At 42.0% G+C, this 24330-nt stretch carries 28 protein-coding genes; 11 read left to right on the top strand and 17 right to left on the bottom strand.

Annotated elements, in window-relative coordinates:
• Window positions 1–73: 73 nt before the first annotated feature.
• The 6 genes from N521_RS01170 to N521_RS01195 all read right to left on the bottom strand — a co-directional run bounded on the left by N521_RS01170 (window position 74) and on the right by N521_RS01195 (window position 6643).
• Window positions 74–310 carry a YusG family protein gene (locus N521_RS01170; protein WP_008347037.1) on the bottom strand — a complete coding sequence of 79 codons (237 nt, stop codon included), beginning with the start codon at window positions 308–310 and terminating at the stop codon, window positions 74–76.
• A 44-nt stretch (window positions 311–354) separates the two neighbouring features.
• A complete protein-coding gene (gcvH, locus tag N521_RS01175) occupies window positions 355–738 on the bottom strand; it encodes a glycine cleavage system protein GcvH (protein ID WP_008347039.1) in 384 nt (127 codons plus the stop codon).
• A 66-nt stretch (window positions 739–804) separates the two neighbouring features.
• Window positions 805–1161: an arsenate reductase family protein gene (locus N521_RS01180; RefSeq protein WP_008356673.1), complete on the bottom strand. Its 357-nt coding sequence runs from the start codon at window positions 1159–1161 to the stop codon at window positions 805–807.
• Window positions 1162–1271: 110 nt separating this feature from the next.
• A complete protein-coding gene (locus N521_RS01185) occupies window positions 1272–3053 on the bottom strand; it encodes an acyl-CoA dehydrogenase family protein (protein ID WP_024719779.1) in 1782 nt (593 codons plus the stop codon).
• Between the two features lie 14 nt (window positions 3054–3067).
• Window positions 3068–4243 carry an acetyl-CoA C-acetyltransferase gene (locus N521_RS01190; protein ID WP_019743167.1) on the bottom strand — a complete coding sequence of 392 codons (1176 nt, stop codon included), beginning with the start codon at window positions 4241–4243 and terminating at the stop codon, window positions 3068–3070.
• 12 nt (window positions 4244–4255) lie between these two features.
• Complete coding sequence (locus N521_RS01195; protein WP_035389347.1) at window positions 4256–6643, bottom strand: 3-hydroxyacyl-CoA dehydrogenase/enoyl-CoA hydratase family protein; 2388 nt, start codon at window positions 6641–6643, stop codon at window positions 4256–4258.
• A gap of 199 nt (window positions 6644–6842) precedes the next feature.
• Here N521_RS01195 and N521_RS18980 point away from each other — a divergent pair, with 199 nt between their 5' ends.
• From N521_RS18980 to N521_RS01205, 3 genes are read left to right on the top strand one after another with little or no spacing between them, the layout of a single operon-like run.
• On the top strand, window positions 6843–6980 hold the full coding sequence (locus tag N521_RS18980) for a YuzL family protein (RefSeq protein WP_008347049.1): 138 nt from the start codon (window positions 6843–6845) through the stop codon (window positions 6978–6980).
• A 10-nt stretch (window positions 6981–6990) separates the two neighbouring features.
• The gene (locus tag N521_RS01200) at window positions 6991–7242 is read left to right on the top strand and encodes a hypothetical protein (protein ID WP_060698253.1); all 252 of its coding nucleotides are present in this window, start codon (window positions 6991–6993) and stop codon (window positions 7240–7242) included.
• Window positions 7243–7254: 12 nt separating this feature from the next.
• A complete protein-coding gene (locus tag N521_RS01205; RefSeq protein WP_007500333.1) occupies window positions 7255–7602 on the top strand; it encodes a spore coat protein in 348 nt (115 codons plus the stop codon).
• A gap of 31 nt (window positions 7603–7633) precedes the next feature.
• Here the strand turns inward: N521_RS01205 and N521_RS01210 are convergent, their stop codons facing one another.
• The 3 genes from N521_RS01210 to N521_RS01220 all read right to left on the bottom strand — a co-directional run bounded on the left by N521_RS01210 (window position 7634) and on the right by N521_RS01220 (window position 9380).
• Window positions 7634–7885, bottom strand: coding sequence for a YusU family protein (locus tag N521_RS01210; protein WP_035389350.1), 252 nt, complete (start codon window positions 7883–7885; stop codon window positions 7634–7636).
• A 72-nt stretch (window positions 7886–7957) separates the two neighbouring features.
• Window positions 7958–8788, bottom strand: coding sequence for an ABC transporter ATP-binding protein (locus N521_RS01215; RefSeq protein WP_035389352.1), 831 nt, complete (start codon window positions 8786–8788; stop codon window positions 7958–7960).
• 145 nt (window positions 8789–8933) lie between these two features.
• Window positions 8934–9380 (bottom strand): YusW family protein, encoded by a 447-nt coding sequence (locus N521_RS01220; protein WP_171465740.1) that lies wholly within the window; start codon window positions 9378–9380, stop codon window positions 8934–8936.
• A gap of 113 nt (window positions 9381–9493) precedes the next feature.
• On the opposite strand from N521_RS01220, the gene N521_RS01225 reads away from it, so the two are divergent.
• Window positions 9494–10336 (top strand): oxidoreductase, encoded by an 843-nt coding sequence (locus tag N521_RS01225; protein ID WP_017368022.1) that lies wholly within the window; start codon window positions 9494–9496, stop codon window positions 10334–10336.
• A gap of 243 nt (window positions 10337–10579) precedes the next feature.
• Here N521_RS01225 and N521_RS01230 read toward each other — a convergent pair whose 3' ends face one another.
• On the bottom strand, window positions 10580–11950 hold the full coding sequence (locus tag N521_RS01230; protein WP_008347064.1) for a S1C family serine protease: 1371 nt from the start codon (window positions 11948–11950) through the stop codon (window positions 10580–10582).
• Window positions 11951–12287: 337 nt separating this feature from the next.
• Between N521_RS01230 and N521_RS01235 the strand changes: the two genes are divergently transcribed.
• On the top strand, window positions 12288–12962 hold the full coding sequence (locus tag N521_RS01235; RefSeq protein WP_035389355.1) for a response regulator transcription factor: 675 nt from the start codon (window positions 12288–12290) through the stop codon (window positions 12960–12962).
• A complete protein-coding gene (locus N521_RS01240; RefSeq protein ID WP_007500323.1) occupies window positions 12959–14290 on the top strand; it encodes a HAMP domain-containing sensor histidine kinase in 1332 nt (443 codons plus the stop codon). The genes N521_RS01235 and N521_RS01240 overlap by 4 nt, the downstream gene beginning before the upstream one ends.
• Before the next feature lie 19 nt (window positions 14291–14309).
• On the opposite strand, the gene spxO is transcribed toward N521_RS01240, so the two are convergent.
• A complete protein-coding gene (gene spxO, locus N521_RS19610) occupies window positions 14310–14474 on the bottom strand; it encodes an anti-adapter protein SpxO (protein WP_008347070.1) in 165 nt (54 codons plus the stop codon).
• 192 nt (window positions 14475–14666) lie between these two features.
• Between spxO and N521_RS01245 the strand changes: the two genes are divergently transcribed.
• A complete protein-coding gene (locus N521_RS01245; protein ID WP_017359276.1) occupies window positions 14667–15545 on the top strand; it encodes a TetR/AcrR family transcriptional regulator in 879 nt (292 codons plus the stop codon).
• Window positions 15546–15570: 25 nt separating this feature from the next.
• On the opposite strand, the gene N521_RS01250 is transcribed toward N521_RS01245, so the two are convergent.
• The 3 genes from N521_RS01250 to N521_RS18990 form a co-directional block, all read right to left on the bottom strand.
• Entirely contained in the window at window positions 15571–15906 is a 336-nt protein-coding gene (locus N521_RS01250; RefSeq protein ID WP_035389357.1) for a hypothetical protein, read from the bottom strand.
• Between the two features lie 123 nt (window positions 15907–16029).
• Window positions 16030–17424, bottom strand: coding sequence for a class II fumarate hydratase (gene fumC / locus N521_RS01255; RefSeq protein WP_008347076.1), 1395 nt, complete (start codon window positions 17422–17424; stop codon window positions 16030–16032).
• A gap of 87 nt (window positions 17425–17511) precedes the next feature.
• Complete coding sequence (locus tag N521_RS18990) at window positions 17512–17679, bottom strand: YvzF family protein (protein ID WP_003213147.1); 168 nt, start codon at window positions 17677–17679, stop codon at window positions 17512–17514.
• A 113-nt stretch (window positions 17680–17792) separates the two neighbouring features.
• Here N521_RS18990 and N521_RS01260 point away from each other — a divergent pair, with 113 nt between their 5' ends.
• From N521_RS01260 to N521_RS01275, 4 genes are read left to right on the top strand one after another with little or no spacing between them, the layout of a single operon-like run.
• Complete coding sequence (locus N521_RS01260; protein ID WP_035389359.1) at window positions 17793–19217, top strand: spore germination protein; 1425 nt, start codon at window positions 17793–17795, stop codon at window positions 19215–19217.
• Entirely contained in the window at window positions 19204–20298 is a 1095-nt protein-coding gene (locus N521_RS01265) for a GerAB/ArcD/ProY family transporter (protein ID WP_035389361.1), read from the top strand. The genes N521_RS01260 and N521_RS01265 overlap by 14 nt, the downstream gene beginning before the upstream one ends.
• A complete protein-coding gene (locus N521_RS01270) occupies window positions 20295–21413 on the top strand; it encodes a Ger(x)C family spore germination protein (protein ID WP_035389363.1) in 1119 nt (372 codons plus the stop codon). Before N521_RS01265 ends, N521_RS01270 begins: the two co-directional genes overlap by 4 nt.
• A 40-nt stretch (window positions 21414–21453) precedes the next feature.
• Window positions 21454–21822, top strand: coding sequence for a hypothetical protein (locus N521_RS01275; protein ID WP_007500307.1), 369 nt, complete (start codon window positions 21454–21456; stop codon window positions 21820–21822).
• Between the two features lie 42 nt (window positions 21823–21864).
• Here N521_RS01275 and N521_RS01280 read toward each other — a convergent pair whose 3' ends face one another.
• The 3 genes from N521_RS01280 to liaF are packed head-to-tail and all read right to left on the bottom strand — an operon-like array spanning window position 21865 to window position 24322.
• Entirely contained in the window at window positions 21865–22500 is a 636-nt protein-coding gene (locus N521_RS01280; RefSeq protein ID WP_007500305.1) for a two-component system response regulator LiaR, read from the bottom strand.
• Entirely contained in the window at window positions 22497–23561 is a 1065-nt protein-coding gene (liaS, locus tag N521_RS01285) for a two-component system sensor histidine kinase LiaS (RefSeq protein WP_007500303.1), read from the bottom strand. Before liaS ends, N521_RS01280 begins: the two co-directional genes overlap by 4 nt.
• Window positions 23558–24322 (bottom strand): cell wall-active antibiotics response protein LiaF, encoded by a 765-nt coding sequence (gene liaF, locus N521_RS01290; RefSeq protein WP_035389364.1) that lies wholly within the window; start codon window positions 24320–24322, stop codon window positions 23558–23560. Before liaF ends, liaS begins: the two co-directional genes overlap by 4 nt.
• Window positions 24323–24330 lie beyond the last annotated feature (8 nt).

The following is a 24330-nucleotide window of genomic DNA, read 5'->3' on the forward strand; positions in this document are numbered from 1 at the left end:
TTCATTCGGGTTGTAAAGATTGGGCAATTGATCAACAAAAAGACTGCAGCACTCACTGCAGCCTTATCTGTGATCAGCACCAGCCATTTTCATCGTCACAGTCTACATATTTTTCAGTCCCATGGGTCAACGTATCTGACAGACGATAAAAACGGTTTTGATCATAGGAATAACCTGATTTTAATTCATATTGATTTTCACTAATCATCGTGCCAATCTCTTCGTTTTGATGGTAAAGCACCATGCCGCTCTCTTTGAATCGTCCAGTGACATGCTCTGTTATATCCACCTGTTCTTTTTGAAAAGACAAATTGGACACCCCCCATATAGGTAGAGTGTCCAATTTCACATGAATTAGTCTTCTTTTGTCATTTCTTCATATTGCTCAGCTGTCATTAAGTTCTCGATTTCAGATGCGTCCGCTGGCTCTACTACGATCATCCAAGCTTTTTCGTATGGAGAGTCGTTGACGAACTCTGGGCTGTCATCAAGCTCATCGTTTACTTCAACGATTGTGCCGTTAATCGGTGCGTATAGTTCAGAAACTGTTTTGACTGATTCTACACTTCCGAAAGGCTCGTCCGCTGTAATTTTGTCTCCTACTTCAGGAAGCTCAACGAACACGATATCGCCTAGCTCAGATTGAGCAAAATGCGTAATACCGATACGCACCTTATCTCCTTCTACTTTGACCCATTCGTGTTCTTCTGAATAACGTAAATCTTTTGGTGTGCTCATTTCATACCCCTCCAGTCTTTTCTTACAATCTATATTGAAGATACCACAATCTGAATGAAAGTTACATCATTTCCAGACGCTTTTAAATGTATCTTCATTAAATCCAACTGTCACTCGTTTGCCGTCTGTTGTAATTGGACGCTTGATTAGCATTCCGTTAGACGCAAGTAATTCAAGCTGCTCGTCCTCTGACATTGCAGGAAGTTTATCTTTCAGCTGCAGCTCTCTGTATTTCTGACCGCTCGTATTAAAAAATTTCTTCAGCTCTAAACCGCTTTTTTCGTAAAGGGCTTTTAATGTTTCTTTATCAGGCGTCTCTTCGACGATATGTATGCTGTTGATGTCTTTATTGTGTTCTTCCAGCCATTTCTTTGCTTTTCGGCATGTACCGCAAGATGGGTATTCGTAAAAATCTAAAGCCACCATTTTCACCTCCTGCAAATAGTGACAACATTTTATCACAAAACATATGAAAAACCTAAATGTATGCTTACAAAAAGGTGCGACATGATATCCGCACCTTTTCAGCCGTCTTATACGATATATTTCTCTGCTTCAAAGATTCGTTTCGCCACTTCGCGCTTTTTGGCGATGACATTCATTGGCGTGAATCTTGTCAGCTTGCGAAGGGCTGACAGACTCATACGGAGTGAATCTCCTTCTTCCATGGCAATCAATGATTCTTTCGCATGAGCTTCAATCTTTAAAAAGGCTTCCTGCGTGAAAATTTGTGTATACGCAAGCTTTTGTGCATTTTTTTCTGCGCCTGATGCTGCGATTGCTTTTTCCGTACGCAAGACCGCCGACTCAGCAGCAAAGAGTTCATTGACGATATCTGCTATATTCACAAGGATTTCTTGCTCTTTGTCTAATGCTTTCCCATATTTCATGGCGGCCATACCTGCCACCATCAAGGCGATCTTTTTCGCATGGGCAAGTAAGTATTTCTCTTGATCAAGCGGCTGATCACCCGGCTCTTCCGGCATCATCATCATTAGCTCTTCCTGTAGGGTTTGCGCTTTTTGAAGAAGCGGAAGCTCTCCTTTCATCGCTTTCTTCAAGAAGGTGCCTGGCACAAGCAATCGGTTAATTTCGTTCGTTCCTTCAAAAATACGGTTAATTCGTGAGTCGCGATAGGCTCTTTCGACTTCGTATTCTTGCATGAAACCATATCCGCCGTGAATCTGCACACCTTCATCCACAATATAATCGAGCGTTTCAGAGCCAAGCACTTTACAAAGAGAGCATTCAATCGCATATTCTGCAATGGATTGCGCAATTTGTTTCCCATCCTTTTGCTCCTCGTCACTTAACAGACCCATTCTTTGTTCAAATAACCCGACTGTGCGGTATACAGCACTTTCCATGGCATAAAGCTTTGCCGACATGTTGGCTGCTTTTTCGCCAATTAAGCTAAATTGAGAAATTGGTGTTTTAAACTGCTTGCGCTGATTGGCATACTCTGCCGATAATTGAATGACTCGTTTTGATGCTCCGATTGTCCCTACAGCCAGCTTATAGCGTCCAATGTTCAAAATGTTAAAGGCAATGACATGACCTCTGCCTGCTTCACCAAGCAAATTCTCCTTTGGCACTTCGGCATCTTCAAGGATTAACGTTCTCGTCGATGACCCTTTAATGCCCATCTTTTTCTCTTCAGGTCCTGTTTTGACTCCAGGAAAATCCTTTTCTACGATGAAAGCAGAGAAGTGTTCACCATCAATCTTCGCATACACGACAAACACATCGGCAAATGCGGAGTTTGTGATCCATTGTTTTTCCCCATTGAGGACATAATGTGTTCCAGCTTCATTCAGGACTGCCGTTGTTTTCGCACCTAGCGCATCAGAACCTGACCCTGGCTCTGTTAGGGCATAGGCCGCAATTGTTTCTCCAGAGGCGAGTCCTGGCAGGTACTTTTCCTTTTGCGCTTGATTGCCGAACAGCACGATCGGCAAAGAACCGATCCCAACATGGGCGCCGTAAGAAAGAGAGAAGCTGCCTGCTCTTGCAAATTTTTCAGTAATGATGGCTGAGCTGATTTTATCTAGCCCAAGCCCGCCAAATTCCTCAGGAACATCAGCACCAAGCAGGCCAAGCTCTCCAGCCTTTTTCAAGAGACGAACAGAATGCTCGAATTCATGATTTTCAATTTGATCGATGTGCGGAACGACATCTTGTAAAATGTAATCTTCTGTTGTTTTCCCGATCATTTGATGTTCATCAGAGAAATCCTCTGGTGTAAAGATATGCTCATAATTCGTCTCATCAATTAAGAAACTGCCACCCTTTTTTACTTCTTCCATTGCTTTCATCCTGTTTTCCCCCTTTAGATCAATTCAAAAATGCCTGCTGCTCCCATGCCCCCGCCGATACACATCGTCACAATACCAAATTGTTCATTTCGCCGTTTCATTTCATGAATGAGGGACAGCGTGAGTTTCGTTCCTGTACAGCCTAGCGGATGTCCTAATGCAATGGCGCCGCCGTTGACATTTACCTTCTCTTCATCGATCCCTAAATGACGAATGACTTGAATCGCCTGAGAAGCAAATGCTTCATTTAATTCAAACAGCCCGATGTCCTTCAGCTCTAGACCAGCGATTTTCAGCGCACGCGGAATGGCTTCAACCGGCCCAATTCCCATGACTTCAGGTGGTACACCACCAACAGCAAACGCTCTGAACTTGGCGAGCGGCTGAAGAGAAAGAGAAGATGCTTTTTCGCGATCCATCATCATGACACATGCCGCTCCATCACTCGTCTGCGAAGAGTTTCCTGCAGTCACTGTGCCTTTTGTTGAGAAGGCAGGTCGTAACGTTGAGAGAACCTCCTCTGTTGTGCCCGCTCTGACACCTTCATCTTGTGAGAACGTAAATTGGCGTTCTTCTAGTTGATTCTGCTCTCCTACCCGTCTTTCTGTCACATCAACGGGAACAATTTCATCTGAAAATTTCCCTTCTTGAAGTGCCTTTGCTGCCTTTTGATGGCTCCTCACCGCAAAAGCATCTTGATCTTGCCTTGTGACCTGATACTTTTGCGCCACTTGCTCCGCTGTGTGGCCCATGCTCATATAGTATTCAGGCGCTTGCTCTGTCAAAAGAGCGTTTGGACGAATGGAGTGACCCATCATTGGGACTTGCGACATCGATTCGACGCCTCCGGCCAAAATGGTTTCTGCCTGCCCAAGCATAATTCGTTCACCTGCATAAGCAATTGACTGCAGACCAGAAGAGCAATAGCGGTTAATGGTAATAGCAGGTACTGTATATGGCAAACCTGCTAATGCCCCAATATTCCGGGCCACATTCAGCCCTTGCTCTGCTTCTGGTGTCGCACATCCGATGATTAAATCATCGATTGTTCCATCATAATCACCGGCACGCTTTAGCGTTTCTTTTACACACAATGCGCCCATATCATCAGGTCTGACATGTTTTAATGATCCCTTTTTGGCTTTCCCTACTGGTGTTCTTGCGCCAGCTACAATCACTGCTTCTCTCATTTTGACTCCCCCCTAGTTACGTAAAGGTTTTCCTTTAACGAGCATGTGCTGCATGCGTGCCTGAGATTTGACTTCCCCTACAAGACTTAAAAAGGCTTCTCTTTCAAGCTCTAATAAGTATTGTTCATCCACCTCTGTACCAAATGGCAATTTGCCGCCAGAAATGACATGTGCTAGTTTTTTCGCAATGGTCATGTCATGGTCTGAAATGTATCCAGACAATCTCATGTTTTCAGCAGCCAGCACCATTGCTGCGTAGCCTGTTTCCCCCATCACGGGCACCTTTCGCTTCAGAGGTGCACGATAACCCGCTTCATCAAGAGAAAGAACGAGTTGTTTCGCATCATGGATTAAATGATCACCATTCATGCTGATCCGGTCATTCACTCGGAGCATCTTCATATCACGCGCTTCCTCTGCTGATGTAGATACCTTTGCCATCGCAATGGCTTCAAAGGTTTGTAGCGCAGCATCTTGGATCGCAGTTGCTGATGGCTTTTCCGCTCCTTGCAGATGGCGAATATAGAGTTCTTTGTTTCCGCCTCCGCCCGGAATGAGTCCGACCCCCGCTTCGACAAGCCCCATATACGTTTCACTGGACGCTTGGATAGCGGCTGCTGGTAGACAAAGCTCCGTCCCTCCGCCAAGTGTCATACCAAATGGTGCAGCCACAACTGGACGGTCACTATACTTCACCTTCATCATCGCCTGCTGGAACCTACGAATGACAAAATCAATTTCAAAGAAGTTGTCGTCCTGTGCTTCCATTAAAATTAAGGCGAGATTCGCACCAACACAGAAGTTCTTTCCTTGGTTACCGATGACCAGCCCTTTATAATTCTTTTCTGTTTCATCTACAGCACGGTTGATCATATCAATGACATCAAGCCCAATGGCATTGCTTTTCGAATGAAATTCAAGCAAGACAACATCATCCCCGATATCGATCAAGCTTGCACCTGTATTTTTAAAAATGACATCGTGTTTCTTTTTCAATCTAGCTAACGAAATATTCTTGTCGTTTCCCTTTTCCTGTTCATAAGCACCATTCTGATAAAATGCACGGTCTCCTTCGGCATTTTCTTGATAGAATGTGTCATGTCCTTGTGAAAGCATATCTCGCACCCAGGTCGGGATGCTGTGCCCTTCCGCTTCCATTCGACTGACGGCTTTTTTCACGCCAATCGCATCCCACAGCTCGAACGGGCCATGCTGCCAGCCAAATCCCCATTTCATGGCGTTATCGATGGACTGAATATCATCCGCAATGTCGCCTTTTAGATGAGCTGAATAAAGAAGAACAGGTGCGGTCATATTCCAAAGCAATTGCCCAGCACGGCCGTCTTGATAAATAAGCGCTTTCAATTTCGCTTTTGTCCCCTTTTGCTGCTTGGTAATGTCAATGCCTGGATCCTTCAGCTTTGTCCGTTCTCCGTATGTGAGTGTGACAGGATCAAGCTCTAAAATGGTCTTTCCGTTTTTTTGATAAAATCCTTGCCCTGCTTTGCTGCCGATCCACCCTTTTTCGAGCATTCTTTCCATAAACTCAGGCAGCTGAAAAATATCTTTTTCCTTTCCTTCTACCTGTTCATACACATTGCGGGCTACATGAGAAAATGTGTCGAGTCCCACCACATCAAGTGTGCGGAAGGTCGCACTTTTCGGTCTGCCAATGAGTGGACCTGTAACAGAATCGACCTCTCCGATCGTGTATTTGTTCTCAAGCATTTCACGCACTGTGACAAGAAGCCCATAAGTGCCAATTCGGTTGGCAATAAAGTTCGGTGTATCTTTTGCTTCGACCACACCCTTGCCAAGTACATCTTCACCAAATGTTTTCATATATGAGAGTACTTCTGGATCTGTTTCTTGAATAGGAATTACTTCTAACAGCTTTAAATAACGAGCTGGGTTAAAAAAGTGAGTGCCTAAAAAGTGGCGTTTAAAATCAGCTGATCGGCCTTCTGCCATTTTTTCAACAGAAATACCGGATGTATTGCTGGATACGATGCTGCCTTCTTTGCGGTGTTCGTCGATGAGAGAGAATACGTGTTGTTTAATGCTGAGCTTTTCAGTGACGACTTCAATGATCCAGTCAGCATCGTGTAATAAGGAAAGGTGATCTGTGAGATTTCCGGGTGTGATGTATGATAGGTTTTTGGCTGAAGTAAGAGGTGCTGGCTTTTGCTTTAACAATTTTTTCATTGCGTCTTGGCTTAATCTATTCCGAACACTAGGGTGATCAAGCGTTAGCTTTTTTGCCGTTTCTTCCTTTGTCAGTTCATGTGGCACAATATCTAGCAATGTTACTGGTATCCCGATATTGGCTAGATGTGCAGCAATGCCTGAGCCCATGACACCTGAACCAATGACAGCCGCCTTGCGAATATGTTTGCCCATAAATATCCCCCTAAACATTTTGAATGAACAGTCATTCATTTTTTGTCCAAAAAAAAGCAATGCCTCTTTCTTTATCTTAAAAGATTTTCCGAAACAGTTCAATAGCAGATTTCAAAAATTTACACATTCTCATGCGTCTTTCTTTACAGCGTATGAATTAAAGACGAGGGGGAATTGTAAGAATGGAGGTGATGTCCACATGTCTCGTTTGCAAAAGAACCCATCAAAAGCAGGCGTAAGTGCTGCAAGTGTGAAAGGAAACGCAGGTCCATCACAAGAAGCAGACCTAGGTGGTAAAAAGACCAGTCAAAATCAGCAATATAAAAAGAAATCGTAAGGAGGAACACATCTTGAACAACCAGCAAATGAATATGCCCCCACAGGTGATTTCAGTAAAAGATTCCTTGTACCTAGAGGATATGCTGAACTGGAATTTGATCGCCATGAAAAAGGCTCATTTTATGGCCGAGCATTGTCAGGATCAAACATTGAAACAAGAACTCAATCAAGTTGGCCAAATGCATCATCAGCATTACACACAAATTCTTCAGCATTTAGGCAGCTCAGGGCAAGGCCAGTCTTCTGGCTTTATGCAATAGGAGGTAACAGACATGGAACAGCAAAACCAACAAAAAATCGGGAATCCACAAACGCCGGTTCCAACAACGACAAACATGAACGATCGCGACTTTGTCACAGACCTTTTGTCGACTGAAAAATATATGACAAGCGGATATAACACAGCGCTCAATGAATTCAGCCATGAATCTCTTTACCAAGATATTCAGCGAATTGCGCTAGAAACACAAAAAACGCAAAGACATTTATATGATGTCATGTTCAAATATGGCTGGTACTCTGTCGAAGCCGCTGACCAGCAGAAGCTCCAGCAGGCACATCAAAAGTTCCAGCAAACACTGACAGATCAATCACCGTACGGATCATCACCCATGTCATAAAGAAAAACTGCCAGTTTGAGCTGGCAGTTTTTTAACGGTCTTTATTCGCACGATGAGCTTCATTTAATTGCTTGATCCGCTGAATCATTTCTTTGATGTCTTCTTTTGCCTCTGGATACATGTCATTAAAATGCTTGGCTAAAGGCGGCATGCTTTTGGCAATATGAGAATAGATGATCCACTGCGTGACCTCTCTTTTCAGTTCCTCATTCGTTTCACCAAGCAGCAGCTCTGTATATTTATCAAGTAGGCCTTCGAGCTTTTCATCTAATTCATTTCCCATTGGTATTCCGCTCCTTTTTTCAGAAAAAAGCCTGACTCTGCATGTAACAGATGTCAGGCTTTTCACATACGATTATCTTGCAGCAAGAAATGTCTCAGCTTGTGCCTGTTGGACAATACAGCGTCCTCTGCCGTGCGGAATACATAACGGCGTTCCGAATAAAGGATCTGTTGTGACTTGGCAGTTCATATCAAAAACATTTTTCACAAGATCACAGTTAATGACAGTTTCCGGTCTTCCTTCTGCATAAATCGCCTTGTCTTTAATGGCCACAAGGTGATGCGCATATCTGCAAGCGAGATTGAGGTCATGCAGAACCATGACAATCGTGCGCTGCTCTTTTTCATTTAAATCAAAAAGAAGATCCAGGATTTCAATTTGGTGCGTCATGTCTAAATACGTTGTTGGCTCATCTAATAGAATAATATCCGTCTCCTGAGCCAGTGTCATCGCAATCCATGCACGCTGCCTTTGTCCACCTGATAATGAATCAACCGTTCGATCAGCAAGGTCTTCCATCTTCGTTGACTTTAGTGCGCGATTAACCGCTTCTTCATCTTGCTTTGACCATTGCTTCAGCCAATTTTGATAAGGATATCGCCCTTGCTTGACGAGCTGATGCACCGTTAATCCTTCTGGCGCTTCTGGTCCTTGCGGAAGAATGGCGAGCTGTTTCGCCACTTCCTTTGTTGGTAATTTTGCAATGGAATGACCTTCAAGAAGGACAGAACCACCCATTGGCTTCATGAGACGGGCCAAAGAGCGAAGTAGCGTGGATTTACCGCATCCATTGCTGCCAATAAATACTGTGATTTCACCCTTAGGGATTGACACATTTAGTTCGTCTATGATCATTGTTTCTCCGTAACCTAAGCTTAAACCTTCAGTAGAAATGGCACTCATTCCGCTCAAACGCTCCTTTTCTCATCCAAATTTTTTATATTGAATATCGTCTATGTAGACGTCAAAGATCACTTATCTCAATTTAGTGTATCAGATTTAAGTGATCTTGAAAATCATTTTCAATTAAAAAATGAGAAAGTCTCGTTTACTTTTTCTTTTCGAATGCACGTTTTGTCCCATCTTCGAGCTTGATATCGACTCGTATCCGCTGATAATCATCATCTAAATTAAAAGCAGATAATAACTCATTGACATATGTTTCATTCAGCTTTGCACTAGGAATCGACATATCATTGAGCTTCATTTTCATTTCACGTAAAGCTTCTTCCCCTTCATAGCGGACACCATTCATATGATCTCGAATCAGTGCTTCTTCTCTTCCACCAGCTTGACGATAGGTAGCTTCATATAATTCGCTTTTTTGTCCATATTGTACGTGCAATTGCAAATGCTGAAATGGCAATTCCTTCATTTGAACAGCTGACAGACTTTCAGCTTCTGCTTCATGTGGATGTTGTATTGGTTCGATTGAACGACAGCCAGACAGCATAAAGAACAGCACTCCTAGCAGTCCCGCCTTCTTCCAGCACATCATGTGTTTCCTCCTATTTCATAGCATCGTTTTTTATTCTTCTCCAAGCCCCTTTTGGTTATTCAATAAAACAGCAGACTATGGTAGATTAAAACAAAAAGGAGAACCGGAAGATGAATAAAACAGCCATTGTGACTGGTGCCAACAGCGGTTTCGGAAAGCTCATCACACTGCGTCTCGCTCAGCAAGGGTACACTGTGATTGCTGGCGTAAGACAGGAAACCAATGCGAAAAAGCTTGCCGAAGAAGTAAAGAACGCCGCTTTATCCGAATCAATACATATTGAAGCATTAGATGTGACAGATACACAGTCCATTCAAGCATTTCAAAAAAGGCTTAATGCCTATGCTCCCATTCACCTGCTTGTGAACAATGCGGGAACGGCCTATGCTGGTTTTGCTGAAGAAGTGCCTGTTGACCAGTACCGTGAGCAATTTGAAGTCAATGTCTTTGGTGTGATGGAAATGACACAAGCAGTCCTTCCGTTGATGACGAGCGGTGCAAAAATATTGAATATGAGCAGTATCAGCGGACTCATGGGAATGCCCGCACTCTCTCCATATGTATCGTCAAAGTTTGCGCTAGAGGGCTATACAGAGAGTTTGCGAATTGAGCTGGCTGCGTTTGGCATTCAGGCCGCTTTGATTGAGCCGGGTTCTTTCCAAACGAACATTTGGAACACCTCCATGAATGAGCAAATGACGCCGCCTGCAGAAGGTTCTAAATACACAGCTATTTATCAAAAGATGATGTCCTATATAGAGGCTCAAAAAAACAACTATGGAGATCCCGGCGAAGTTGCAGAGCTTGTGGTTTCGCTTGCAGAGAAGAAGCGGCTAAAGAAGCTAAGGTATCTTGTCGGGAAAGGTGTTCGTCTTTCATTCATAGCAAAGCAGCTCCTGCCTTGGAATGTATGGGAAAACATTATTTTACGGACACTATCCTCAAAAAAATAGGCACAAAAAAACAGGTGGATCGCTTATCCACCTGTCAGCGTGTAGACAAACCTTCGCATTCTTTGTCATCCTGCGTGCTGGTGCTCACGAATGTCAAATTCGCTCCGCGCCAGTACTCGTCCTTCCTAGACTTCAAAGGTTTTCTATCACGCTGAAAAAAAGAAGACAAAGGGCTAAAATCAAGTTCATTTTAGCCCTTTGTCAACAATCTAACAGGTGGATCTTTTATCCACCTGTTTTCTTTTATTCGTTATCAGACTGCCCAAGGGTAATATCAAGATTTTTATTCTTTCCATCACGAATGACAGTCATTGTCGTTTTATCGCCAATTTTTGTTTCTTTATAAAGGATTTCTTTCAGTTGTGAGCTGTTCGCTACATCTTTTCCTTTGAACTTGATGATGACATCTCCAGACTTCAAGCCTGCTTTTTGTGCAGGAGATCCTTTTGATACATCTTTTACATAGATTCCTTTACCGATTTGTTTATCAAATAGGCCAAGTGTATTTTCCTGATACGTTTCAGGCACTTGCTCAAGGTCAATCATTTGTACGCCAAGGTAAGGACGTTCGACTTTTCCATTTTTCAACAGCTGATCTACGATCGGTTTGACATCGTTACTTGGGATCGCAAATCCGAGTGATTCTACTCCGCTTTCGCTAATTTTCAAGCTGTTGATACCGATGACTTGACCGTCTGTATTGATCAGTGGACCGCCACTGTTTCCAGGGTTAATGGCAGCATCTGTTTGAAGCACATTCATCTCAACGGTTCCAGATGATGTATTGGCTTCAACGGTACGATCGAGACCACTAATAATCCCTTCTGTTACTGTACCAGAGAACTGCGCACCGAGCGGGTTCCCGATTGCGATGACTTTGTCTCCAGCCCGAAGCTTAGAAGAATCTCCAAAACTTGCAACTTTATCAATGCCGTCAGCATTTATTTCCACGACAGCTAAATCTGTCATTACGTCACTGCCGACAAGCTTGGCATCTTTTGTTTTCCCATCGTATAGTGTGACCTTTAATTTATTGGCACCCTCGACTACATGGTTATTTGTGATAATGTATGCTTTTTTTCCATCTTTTTTGAAGATGACACCAGAACCCGTTCCAGCTTCTGCTTCAGTTGAATCACCGCTAAGACCGAACGAGTTTTGTGTAGATTGATAGTTTGAGACCCCTACAATCGTCGGCTCTAAATCTTCTACCATATCAGCAACATTCGTCGCATTGGTGATTTGTTTTGTTGAGAAATTTTCAGATGAAGCCGGTTCGCTTGATGCTGTTTGGGTTTGAGTGTTTGCCGCTGTATCTTGTGACTGCGGTAAAAGCGGTGTAATGCCAAGCACAAGACCGCCTCCAATAATCCCTCCAAGAATCGGACTTAGCCATGCAGCCTTTCGTTTTTTCTCCTTTTTAGACGAACGGTCATCAATCACTTGAGGAGACCCATTTGTCACCCTCTCCTGAGAGGCAGATGCTTCGTTTTCATGATGGTGAAAAACGAGTTCTTTCTCTTTTTCTGGTTCTTCTATTTGTTTCTCATTCTCTTGATGTGTGTGTTCTTGATCATTCATTTTTTTCTCTTCATCTTCTCTTCGGAAATCCATCGCTTGCACTCCTTTGCATCATTTTCATGAAATGCTTCATTCATATGTCTAGACAGGACTCATGTCCTCTTAATGGCAATATCATTGAAAAATTCTTTATGACAATATGTCAAATTATATAATACTTATTCATAGAAAAAAAGCAAGGTGTGCACATTGGTGAAAAGCACCTATTCATTAGCCTTTTGTCTATGCCCTTTTTTCCCTTGAGCTTATCATAAACAAACATTATGGGATAATGATGAGAAGAATATGTGAAATTGTGAAAAAAGCGTGTGATTGTTGACATGCCGCCTTTGTATCCCGTTATAATGACGTTGAGAGGATGTGGAAGACTTTGTCGTACACCATTTATTTAGTTGAAGATGAGCAGAATTTAAATGAACTGTTAACCAAATATTTAGAGAGTGAAAATTGGAATGTGTCCTCTTTTTTAACCGGAGAAGCGGCACGCGAAGCAATGAACAAGCCCCCGCATCTATGGGTTTTAGATATTATGCTGCCTGATACAGATGGCTACACACTCATTAAAGAAATCAAAGCAGCCTCGCCTGACGTACCGGTCATTTTTATTTCGGCACGTGATGCAGATATTGATCGTGTGCTTGGCTTAGAACTCGGGAGCAGTGATTATATTGCGAAACCCTTTCTTCCGCGCGAGCTGATCATCCGCGTGCAAAAGCTGCTGGAGCTTGTATATAAAAACAGTGACACACCGCAGCAAAGCGTCACACCCGTTTCTTCCTATATCATTCATGAGGACGTAAGAGAGGTGTATGAAGGAGATCAGCTGATTAATTTAACGTCTAAGGAATTTGATTTGCTGCTCTTATTTACCCATCATCAAGGACATGCCTTTTCCCGGGAAGATATCCTCGTCAAGATCTGGGGGCACGATTACTTCGGGACAGATCGTGTGGTCGATGATCTTGTCAGACGGCTGCGCAAAAAAATGCCTGACTTAAAAGTCGAGACCATTTATGGATTTGGCTATAGGATGCTAAAGGGATGAAGAACAAACCACTCGCTTTTCAAATCTGGGTTGTCATCTCTGGCATTTTACTCACCATCTCGATTGTCCTGATCATTTTATTTTCAAATACATTACGCAGCTTTTTTACGAATGAAATTTATAAAAACATCGAAAACGAGCAGCAAGTGTTAACAGAATACCCTCTGAATCGAGACGGCTCACCAAAGTCGACACCAGAAAACCGCTCGGTTCAGCACATTCTGATTCCGTCAGATGAATTAAATCAAATGGCTCAGTTTTTCCCGCATGCCTTTATTGAAAAAGTGCAGTCCTTTGTTAAAAAACAAAAAAGCGCAACAAAACGCTATTCTGAAGAAGTGAATGGTCAGCATATCTTCTTTGTGATCAAAAAAGTCTCAACAGGCAATACACAATATATTCTCTTGTCATATGCACCCGATTCTTATCGAGATGACTTGTCCTTTACACTGTTTAAACAGCTGATTTTCATCTTAGGAACGGTTATTTTACTAAGCTGGATTCCATCGATTTGGCTCGCCCGCTACTTATCACGTCCAATCGTCGCGTTTGAAAAGCACGTCAAGCGCATTGCACAAGAAGACTGGGACGATCCTGTGATGGTTGACCGGCAAGATGAAATTGGCAAACTGGGGCATACGATTGAAGAAATGAGACAAAAGCTCATTCAAAAGGATGAAACAGAACGAACGCTTTTGCAAAATATATCACACGACTTAAAAACACCTGTGATGGTCATCCGCGGTTATACGCAGTCTATTAAAGATGGAATTTTCCCTAAAGGAGATCTTGAACAAACGGTGGAAGTGATTGAAGGCGAAGCGGAAAAGCTTGAGAAGAAAATCAAAGATTTGCTGTATTTAACAAAGCTTGATTATTTATCAAAACAACATCCGGCGCATTCTCCCTTCCTTGTGAGTAATACAATGCTGGAAGTGGTTGACCGTTTACGCTGGTCGAAAAATGAATTGCAGTGGAACGTGGACTTAGATGATGAGGCTGCACTTGAAGGCGATCCAGAACAATGGAGCAAATTATTTGAAAATGTATTAGAAAATCAACTTCGCTACGCAAAAAATAAAATTGATATTCATATGAAGCAGGAAGAGGATCAAATTCGCATCGTCATTCGTAATGATGGCCCTCCAATTGAAGAACACATGCTATCCAGCCTATACGAACCTTTTAGTAAGGGAAAAAAGGGCGAATTCGGCATTGGATTAAGCATTGTCAAACGAATTCTTTCAATGCATCAAGCGTCCATATCAATTGAAAATGATGAACTAGGTGTACGCTATACGATCACTGTTCCAAAGAAGAGGCTGTAGGTTTTTACCGCAGTCTTTTTTAGATGAATGAATACCCATTGAAATCACGGTATGTGGCTTTGATCTTCTTGCCAGCTTGATACATCCATTTCTTTTCAATGGTTGTCTCTTTCGGCATTTTGACTTTTTCTACTTGAATTCCTTTTGCTTTCAAGCGTCTAATCATATCATCAATTTCTCTCATGGAACATCATCCTTTCACATTTTTTGACCGGTTGGTCACCTTACTTTATAATATAAAGAATTACACTGTAAAAAACAAGTTACAATCTGATTAATTTTTGAAAAGTTTTGTCGTTTATGACCGATAAGTCACATCTCTTTGCGCACGTTTCCTAAGACATTTGTCTCTCGGTAAGAAAGGATGACATTCATATTGAAAAAGAAAGAAAAAATGATTATTGAGGCTGGTATGAAGTTATTTGCCAGCAAAGGCTATAATACAACGTCTGTTCAGGAAATTGCGGATGAATGCCACATGTCAAAGGGTGCGTTTTACCTTTATTTCAAATCGAAGGAAGCACTACTTATTTCGATCTTGCATTACTATTACGATAAGGTATTTACCCGGATTCATGAGGTTCAAACAGAGGGCGGCACACCAAAAGAGGCCTACCGGAAACAGCTCACTGTCTATTACGATAATATTTTGCAGCAAAAAGATTTTATTAAAATGCAGCTAAGCGACAGGGCGCTCCCATTGAACGAAGAAACACAGCAGCTCGCAAAGCAAATTCGACTTGCGACGATTCAGCTGCACATTGATAACATTAAGCAAGTGTATGGAGATGCGGCCATTCCTTATATGGCTGATCTATGTTTAACGATTGAGGGCATGAGTCACGTTTACTTTGAGCTTGCCATTTTATATGATTTTCAGCTCGAAGCAGAGGAGCTTGCCGCAACAATGATTCACCGTATTGATGATCTAATGGGCGGTATGATGAAGCGCAATGACCATCCGCTCATTTCTGTGGACCAAGCAAGCGACTGGTTTGGCCCGATTTATGAACGATCATTTGACCCGCTCACAGAATCTCTATTAAAAGAATTAAGAGAACTGGCAGAAGCACATTATGAAGTGAAAGACGAGCCAGATTTATTTGAAGCGCTTGGCATTTTAGAAAACGAGTTAAACAAACAAAAGCCAAGACAAGTCATCGTCAAAGGCATGCTTTATCAATTGAAATTATACACACCGCTTCAGCCGGTCTCCGGCTCCTTATTACGCATTCTAAAAGAAGATCATTTATAAACCCAGGGCTTGCTTGCCCTGGGTTTTATTGTGACAAATAATCAAAATTCTTTTCTGTTATGTCAGGAAGTTTGTTCGCTTGGACTCTTTCAAGCAATTCATCTACATATCTTTGAACAGCCAGCATGTCATACGGAAAATCAAAATCAAATTCTTCCTCCACCGGCAGTATATCCATATAATACGAACAGGCTGGTTTGTTACCAAGCATATCGTTATTGAAGCTTAACACATCTTCATACGATTCTTCTGACAGTTCAAAATGAGAAATCAAGTATATATCAATATGATTTCCGCTCTTTTGGCACCTTTGATCAACATATAATAAAAAAGCAGACTCCTCCGTATCCTGTGATATCACTTGGAAAAATTCAACATCCCGTGTCCGTAACCACCTAATAAATCTTGTCTTCAACTGCCTCAAACACCATTCACCTCGATAAGTTTCCATATAAAAACCAGAGGCACAGAGGCCTCTGGTGTCTTATTTTGCTTTCGGTGTCACCATTTCTTCTGGTTTCACAAACTCTTCAAACTGCTCTTCTGTTAATAGTTCTAATTGAAGGGCAGCTTCTTTTAGCGTTAATCCTTCTTTGTGCGCAAGCTTCGCAATTTTCGCTGCATTTTCATATCCGATGTGCGGGTTGAGTGCCGTCACAAGCATCAATGAATTGTTTAGGTTTTTCTCGATTGTTTCTAGGTTTGGTTCAATTCCAATGGCACACTTGTCATGGAATGAGTTCATACCGTCAGCTAGCAATTCAACTGACTGCAAGAAGTTATAGATGATGACCGGCTTAAATACGTTCAGCTCGAAGTTTCCTTGGCTTGCGGCAAAACCGATTGTTGCATCATTCCCCATGATTTGTGCGGCAATCATTGTTAAAGCTTCACTTTGAGTTGGGTTGACTTTTCCTGGCATAATGGAGCTGCCTGGCTCGTTTTCAGGAATGATCAATTCACCAATTCCGCAGCGAGGACCACTTGCAAGCCATCTCACATCATTGGCAATTTTCATTAAGTCAGCTGCAAGAGCTTTAAGCGCTCCGTGTGCATATGTGATTTCATCATGGCTTGTCAGCGCATGGAATTTGTTTGGTGAAGAATTGAACGTTTGACCTGTTAACTGGCTGATTTCTTCTGCCACGTATTTACCAAACTCAGGATGTGCGTTAATTCCCGTACCAACAGCTGTTCCGCCAATGGCAAGTTCTCTCATTTTTTCAGTAGATTCTAAAATCATTTCTTTTGAACGATCAAGCATGTACACCCAGCCGCTAATCTCTTGGCCCACTGTAAGAGGTGTTGCATCTTGCAAATGCGTACGGCCAATTTTCACGATCTCTTGGTATGCTTTTGCTTTCTCATCAAGCGTCGCTCTTAACTGGTCAATCGCAGGCAATAGCTTTTTGTACACAGCTAAAACAGCTGCCACGTGCATAGCCGTTGGGAATGTATCATTTGAACTTTGGCTACGGTTCACATCATCATTCGGGTGAATGCTGAATTCACTATTTTTATCTTTCAAGTAAGCAGTTGCTCTATTTGCAACGACTTCGTTCATGTTCATATTACTTTGTGTTCCACTTCCTGTTTGCCATACAACAAGCGGGAAATGCTCGTCATACTTACCACTGATGATGTCATCACATACAGCAGCAATCGCTTCAGCTTTTTCACTTTCTAAGTTGCCAAGACGTTCGTTCGCAATCGCTGTGCTACGTTTCAAAATTGCAAACGCATTCACAACTTCCTTTGGCATTTTCTCAGAACCGATTTTGAAATTTTCTTTACTTCGTTGTGTTTGTGCACCCCAGAACTTGTCCTGTGGCACCTTGATTTCGCCCATTGTATCTTTTTCGATTCTAAATTCTGTCATTATGTATCCCTCCATAGCTTCATCACTCAACTCTATTCTATACAAAAAACGAAAATCCTTTAAGCGTTTTCAATTAAAATTTTATCTTTATTTTAATTTTAGTTCAATATAAACACGAACATCTTTGGAATATTTGTATTTTGGATTTGTTTTTCCGTAATCTTTTGACGTATAGGTCACCTCATAATGCTTGTCAAACGACTGTAGAATACGGTCGATCTCCTCTTTTGTTCCTGCTAAACGAATTTGCGCCATCTTCTTTCCTCCAACACCGTGATTCTTTCATATACCACAAAATAATGTAACACAGAATATTGTTTTTTCAAGCAGGTAATGCTAAGAAAAAGAAATTGAGGCGGGTGATCCATTTGAATCAAACTCCATTGAAAGAGCACTTATACGATAATCTCTCTGTCATTCTCCCTCAGTTAAAGGACATGGATGATTTGATCCATGAGAAAAAAACATTGCCTCATGGACAGGTTGTCTACTATTTATACATTAAAGAAATGAACGAAACGATGCAGATTCAAACCTTCTTAAAGCTGCTATTGCAAGATCATGCCTCTCTGACAAAAGAGAAGCTAGAATCCAATTTATCAATGATGACAACTCGTACGGTGAAAACCTCTGAAGAGCTGGTAGATGCCATTTTTCAAGGACATTGTGTCGTAATGATTAACGGATTTCAGCACGCTTATATTTTAGAAACGCACGGAACGAAGAAACGCAGTTTAGGAGACGCTACATCTGAAACCGTCGTAAGAGGACCAAAGATTGGTTTCATTGAAGATATCAACACGAACTTGGCTCTCATCAGACAACGTTTGAAAAACCCTGATCTCAAAACAGTAGATATGAAAATCGGCGAAAAAAAATACACCAAAGTATCGATCATGTACATTGACGGGATCGTTGAGCCCTCTGTTTTAAAAGAGGTAAAAAAGCGTCTCAAACAAGTCACCATTGATGATATTCAAGACTCAGGCGTTCTTGAGGAGCTTATTGAAGACAATGTGTATTCTCCTTTTCCGCAAATTCAAAACACAGAACGGCCTGATAAAGTCGCATCTGCTTTAAACAATGGGCGCGTCGCCATCTTTGTTGATCATTCGCCTTTTATCTTAATTGTGCCTGCTTCCCTTGCGACGATTATGCAGTCACCTGATGATTATTATGAAAGGTGGATCGCCGCCTCTCTGATTCGTTTGCTGCGTTTTACGTCCATCTTTCTCACATTGTTTTTATCAGCCATTTATATTGCCCTTGTGTCCTTCCATCAAGGTCTTTTGCCCACAACTTTAGCTATTTCCATCTCAAGCACACGTGAGAATGTCCCCTTTCCTCCTATTGTGGAAGCACTCATCATGGAAATGACCATTGAGCTGCTGCGGGAAGCTGGGTTAAGACTGCCTAATCCACTTGGACAAACAATCGGACTTGTGGGCGGTGTTGTCATTGGGCAGGCAGCCGTACAAGCCCATATCGTCAGCTCCATTATGGTCATTATTGTCAGCGTCATTGCACTTGCATCCTTTACCTTTCCTCAATATGGAATGGGGATATCATTTCGTGTCCTTCGCTTTGTGTCCATGTTTACTGCAGCTGCATTCGGTTTATATGGACTTGTCCTGTTTATGCTCGTCTTACTCACTCATTTGACAAGACAAAAAAGCTTTGGCACCCCATATTTTTCACCAGATTTTGTGTTCAGTTATAAAAATGAGGACAATTCCATCATCAGATTGCCTTTGAAAAATCAAAAGAAAGGGGAACGACATGGTCAATCATAAAGAGTCGATCACAAGCTATCAGGCAAGTGCCATTATCGCCAATACCACACTAGGTGCAAGTATGATGATTCTGCCAAGATCAATGGCTCAAGCTGCGCCTACACCTGACGGCTGGATTGCACTCTTACTCATGAGTGTGATATACATTGTGTTCATTTTTGTCAATGTGCTCATGATGAAAAAGGTCTCCTTTTCTTCCTACTATGACTATACAAAAGAAGGACTTGGGAAATGGATTGGCTCACTTGCCAACCTGTTGATTATTATTTACTTTCTCGGCGTTGCCAGCTATGAAGTACGAGCCATGTCTGAGATGGTGAAATTCTTTCTACTTCAAAACACACCGGTAGCCGTGACGATGATCAGCTTTATTTTGGTTGGTTTTTACCTTGTGATTGGGGGGATTGGAGATTTTGCCCGGCTGTGCCCTTTTTTTCTGATTGTCACACTCATCATCTTATTTGTAGCCTACGGACTTAGTGTACAAGAGTTTAAGCTCGATAACCTACGGCCAGTTTTAGGAGAGGGCATTTCCCCTGTTTTCAATTCCTTGAATGCTTCGGCCATTTCGTTTGTCGGCATTGAAATGATGCTTTTCATGCCTGCCTATATGAATACGCAAAAACACACTTTTGCATATGGCTCCATCGGCTTTTTGATTCCTGCGATCATCTATATTTTCACCTATATTCTTGTGGTTGGTGCGCTCACGGTGAAAGAAACGGCGACTCTGACGTGGCCGACCATTGCCTTATTTCAATCATTTGATATTCAGGGGATTTTTATTGAACGGATTGAATCCTTTTTGCTGATTGTTTGGCTTGTCCAGCTTTATACGAGCTTTGTAGGATATACGTTTTTTGCTACGATAGGAGTCATCAAATTGACTAAATTCCCTAAAAAAATCTCGCTCGCCTTGATGGGCATTGTGATCTTCTTTGCCGCTCTTTTCCCAAAAGATGTTGATACGGTCCGAGACTATTTAACCTACGTAAACAACTTGTTCTTTCTTCTATTTGGTATACTCCCGTTTCTTTTATTTATCATCGTATTTTTCAAAAGGAGGCGGAAAACAGCATGAAAAAGAAAGCGGTTCTTGCGCTCTTCTCACTGATTCTATTATGCGGGTGCTGGGATAGTACAAATATCGAGGAGCTCAACATGGCAATTGGATTTGCTGTAGATAAAGGAGATGACGGACATAAATTGAAGCTGTCTATGCAGGTGCTCGTTCCGCAAAAAATTGAGCAAGAATCAAGCGTGAAAGATCCGACGAAGATTATTGAGACAAGCGGTGATTCCATACACCAAATTTTTCGTACAACGGCCCTAAAAACACACCGCATTTTTGCTCAGCAGCTGAGGGTTTATTTGTTTTCTCAAGACCTTATCAATGAAAATAATTTCGATTTGGTCATCAATCAATTCATTCGGGACAATGAAACACGAAGAGGAAGCCTTGTCTTTATGGCCTCTGAGAAGCCTGGAGATATGCTGAAAATCAATGACGACGGCCAGCCTGCCGCTTCCACCTTATACGATATTTCTTCGAATACAAAAACGACCATTCGTATGTTCAAGCCCGTTTCCTTAGGAGATATTTCTTCTGCTATGCAAAACAACGTATCCTTTGCCATTCCGAAAGTCAGTGTCAGTCAGGGCAAATTAATGCTGGATGGTGCCTCGATTATTCAGAACAAACGATTTCTCACCAACATCTCTCCTTTAGCGGTGCAGTCCTACAACCTGCTGACTGGAGATGCAACAGGCGGAGTGATTGAATTCCAATATGAACATAGCATTTATTCTTTTGAGATCTTTAAAATCAAACACAACATTGACACCCATAAAACAGCCAGTGGCAAATATGAATTTGATGTGTCAGTGGAGCTTGATGGAAGATTGTCTGAGGATTGGAATGAACGGGAAAATTCATTTAATGAAAAATACCTCCAAGAAATTGAGAAAGTCGTGGCACATCGACTTGAGGAAAATGTAAAAGATTTTATCGGGGAATTACAGCATGAAATCAAAGCAGATATTTGTGGGTTTTATCAAAAAGCAAGCATTGCATATCCGAAAGACTATCGAAAAGAAGCAAAACATTGGGATGACATTTTTAGTGAATCGGATATTCGTTACAAGGTAAATGTGAAAATCCGTGACTTCGGGACTAAGGGCGCAACACAATCCTAATAGAGTATGTTAAAATGGTAAGAAAAAAAGGGTGTCAATCATGAAACGAGCTTTACTTTCGGCCGGCATTCTATTTTTGATTCTAGGAATACTTCTGTTAGTCGTGGTATTCATGCAATCAAAAGAAGATTTCTTCATTGAAGCCGACAGCTTTTCAAGCACATTTTTGATCGTGATTTATTATGGACAAACCCCTGCGCTCCTTCTGATTGGAGGCGGTTTATTTGTTGGACTTTCACAGATCATTGATTTGCAAGAGAAAAAAGCTGCAGTGGCAAAGGAAAGCGTCAAGCTGCTTTCCGAGATGAAGAAAACCCTGGAAGACAAATCGGCCGAGGAGCAGGAGGCTTTTCCAGTTCCTGAGCTCCATCAACTATCCGAACGTCCAATCACAGGACAGAAGGACTAATTTTGTGCATGTTCCAGCAGCTTTCATTTGAAAGCTGTTTTTTTATTGAATCAGCTTATGGCGATGTGCATACACGGCTGCTTGTGTGCGGTCTTCTACATCAAGCTTGGAAAGAATGTTGGTAATATGCGTCTTGACTGTTTTGATGGTAATAAACAATTCCTCAGCAATGACCTTATTCGATTTCCCATCGGCAATCAGCTTTAATATTTCCATTTCTCTTGCGGTTAACGAATCGTGCAGAATGGACCCATTTGATGAATGGCGGAGTTTGTTCATGACCTTTCCAGCTACTTTTGATTCAAGCCTTGGTTCGCCGATACTTGCAGACCTGATGGCATCAGCAATTTCTCCTGCTTTCGATGTTTTTAAAAGATAGCTTAAAGCACCAGCCTCAATCACTGGATACACTTTATCATCATCAATAAAGCTCGTCAGTACAATAATCCGGGCATCCTCTATTTCCTGACAAATTCTTTTCGTTGCTTCGATGCCATCCATGCCTTCCATGACAAGGTCCATTAAAATCACGTCTGGCTTTAATTCAACCGCTAGTTCTACACCTTTTTGTCCATCTGACGCTTCACCGATGACTTCAATATCCGCCTGTGCCTCTAAAAAAGCAGCAAGACCCATTCTCACCATTTCGTGATCGTCAATTAAAAGCACTCGAATCATCGAACGTTCTCTCCTTTTCCTTCATCAAAAATGGGAACCTTCACATCAATTTGTGTGCCTTTTCCCTCAAATGACATAATCTCTGCGACACCGCCTACTTCACTTGTTCTTTCTCGTATCGATTCAAGTCCGTAGGAAGCAGTCTTCACATGATCTGTTTGAAAACCAATCCCGTTGTCGATAATTTTCAATTGAACTTGACGGTTCCGAATAAGCAGACGTACTGTCACCTTTGTCGCCTTTGCATGCCTAAACACATTGGAAAGGGCTTCTTGCACAATTCGGAACAGATGGTCCTCCACCCCTTTAGACAGCGGAGCATCATCTTCTATTTCCCAATCAATATCAATTGGCTGCTTTGCCTGAAATTCATTGAGTAGCTCAATCAAGCCTTTTTTCAAGTCTTTTCCTTCAAGGGTGATCGGTCTTAAATGCAAAAGGAGTGCACGCATCTCATTTTGTGCATCGCCAGCCATTCGTTCCACAAGACGCATTTGCTTTAAAATCTTTTCATCCTTTTCCTTCATCCCTTCAAGAATCGCAGACGTCATCATCGAAATGGCGAATAGCTGCTGGCTGACTGCATCATGCAGCTCACGCGCTAGACGCTGACGCTCTTCTGAGACAACCGATTTTTTCATTTGAACCTGCCATTCAGCTCGCTCATTTGAGAGCTTTTGTAAGGAGGCTACTTGCCCTTCCACTCGTTTCGCCATTTCATTTAATTGATCTGCCGCCAAACCAATTTCATCATCACCTAGAGAAGGCAGTCTATAGGCAAAATTCCCATTTTCAAACTTCAAAATCGACTCTACAAGCTGATCCAGCCGCTTCTTATGCTGATAGCCAAACACATGCCCCGCTGATACACCAATGGCGAGACTAATAATGAGCAAAATACAAAAAAACGGGATGCCGAACCACCGCGTAGACAGTAAAATCATGGGATCAAGCTGGTAATAAAAAAACATCGGGAGTGTCGTCATGATGACAACACCAAGCGAGATACCGACTGCAAGACGAACAGATTGCCACTGGATGCCTAAATGCAGTTTCCTCATAAGTACCTCACATCCACATCCCCTATCAGGAGAGAAATGGAGATTTTCACTTTTCGCTTGCTCTCATCATAATCATTTGTCATGACATACACTTTACTGCCGAACCCGCTTCTTTTTTCATCAATGATTTTCATATCACCAATCGCCGCCGAAGCACTCACACACACTTCAATATCCTGCGGTACATAAATATCGACATCTCCGATGAGTCCACTAATGACGATCGTACTCTCTTCCTCAGCAATAATCGCCTTTGATAAGTCGATTTTGACATCGCCAATAAAACCTGAAATGGTCAAATCACTTAATTGAAATGGTTTTTTCATCAGCCTGACTTCACCGATAAAGAAATCATGTTCTTTGCGCGGCTTTGCCTGGCTTTTTGTTTTCTTCTGATCGCCCTCTTTTTCAAGATTGACTTTCAGTGAAGGCTTTCCATCGTCTGATGAATCCTTTTTATCGACATCAAAAACAGGTTTGTTTTTCAATAAACGATAGCCCGCATAGATCAAAAAGGCAGCAAATAAATACCCAGTCAAACTAAACGTGATATTTAGTAGAAACTTCAAGAAGAGAAAGCCTGCAAAAATATAGGAAACCGAACCGAGCCAACGTTTAGATCGAGAGTGCAGCCAATAACCAAATAGAGCAAAAAACACTGGCCAAAATAGGTCTGCCCCAATCCCAATAATTTTGAGAAAAAGATTAATACCAAAAATCACCACAATGATGCCTAAAATTTGATTTCTAGAAAAACGCAGTTGACTCG

The organism is Bacillus sp. UNC125MFCrub1.1 (assembly GCF_000701305.1).
GTDB lineage: Bacteria > Bacillota > Bacilli > Bacillales > Bacillaceae > Bacillus > Bacillus altitudinis.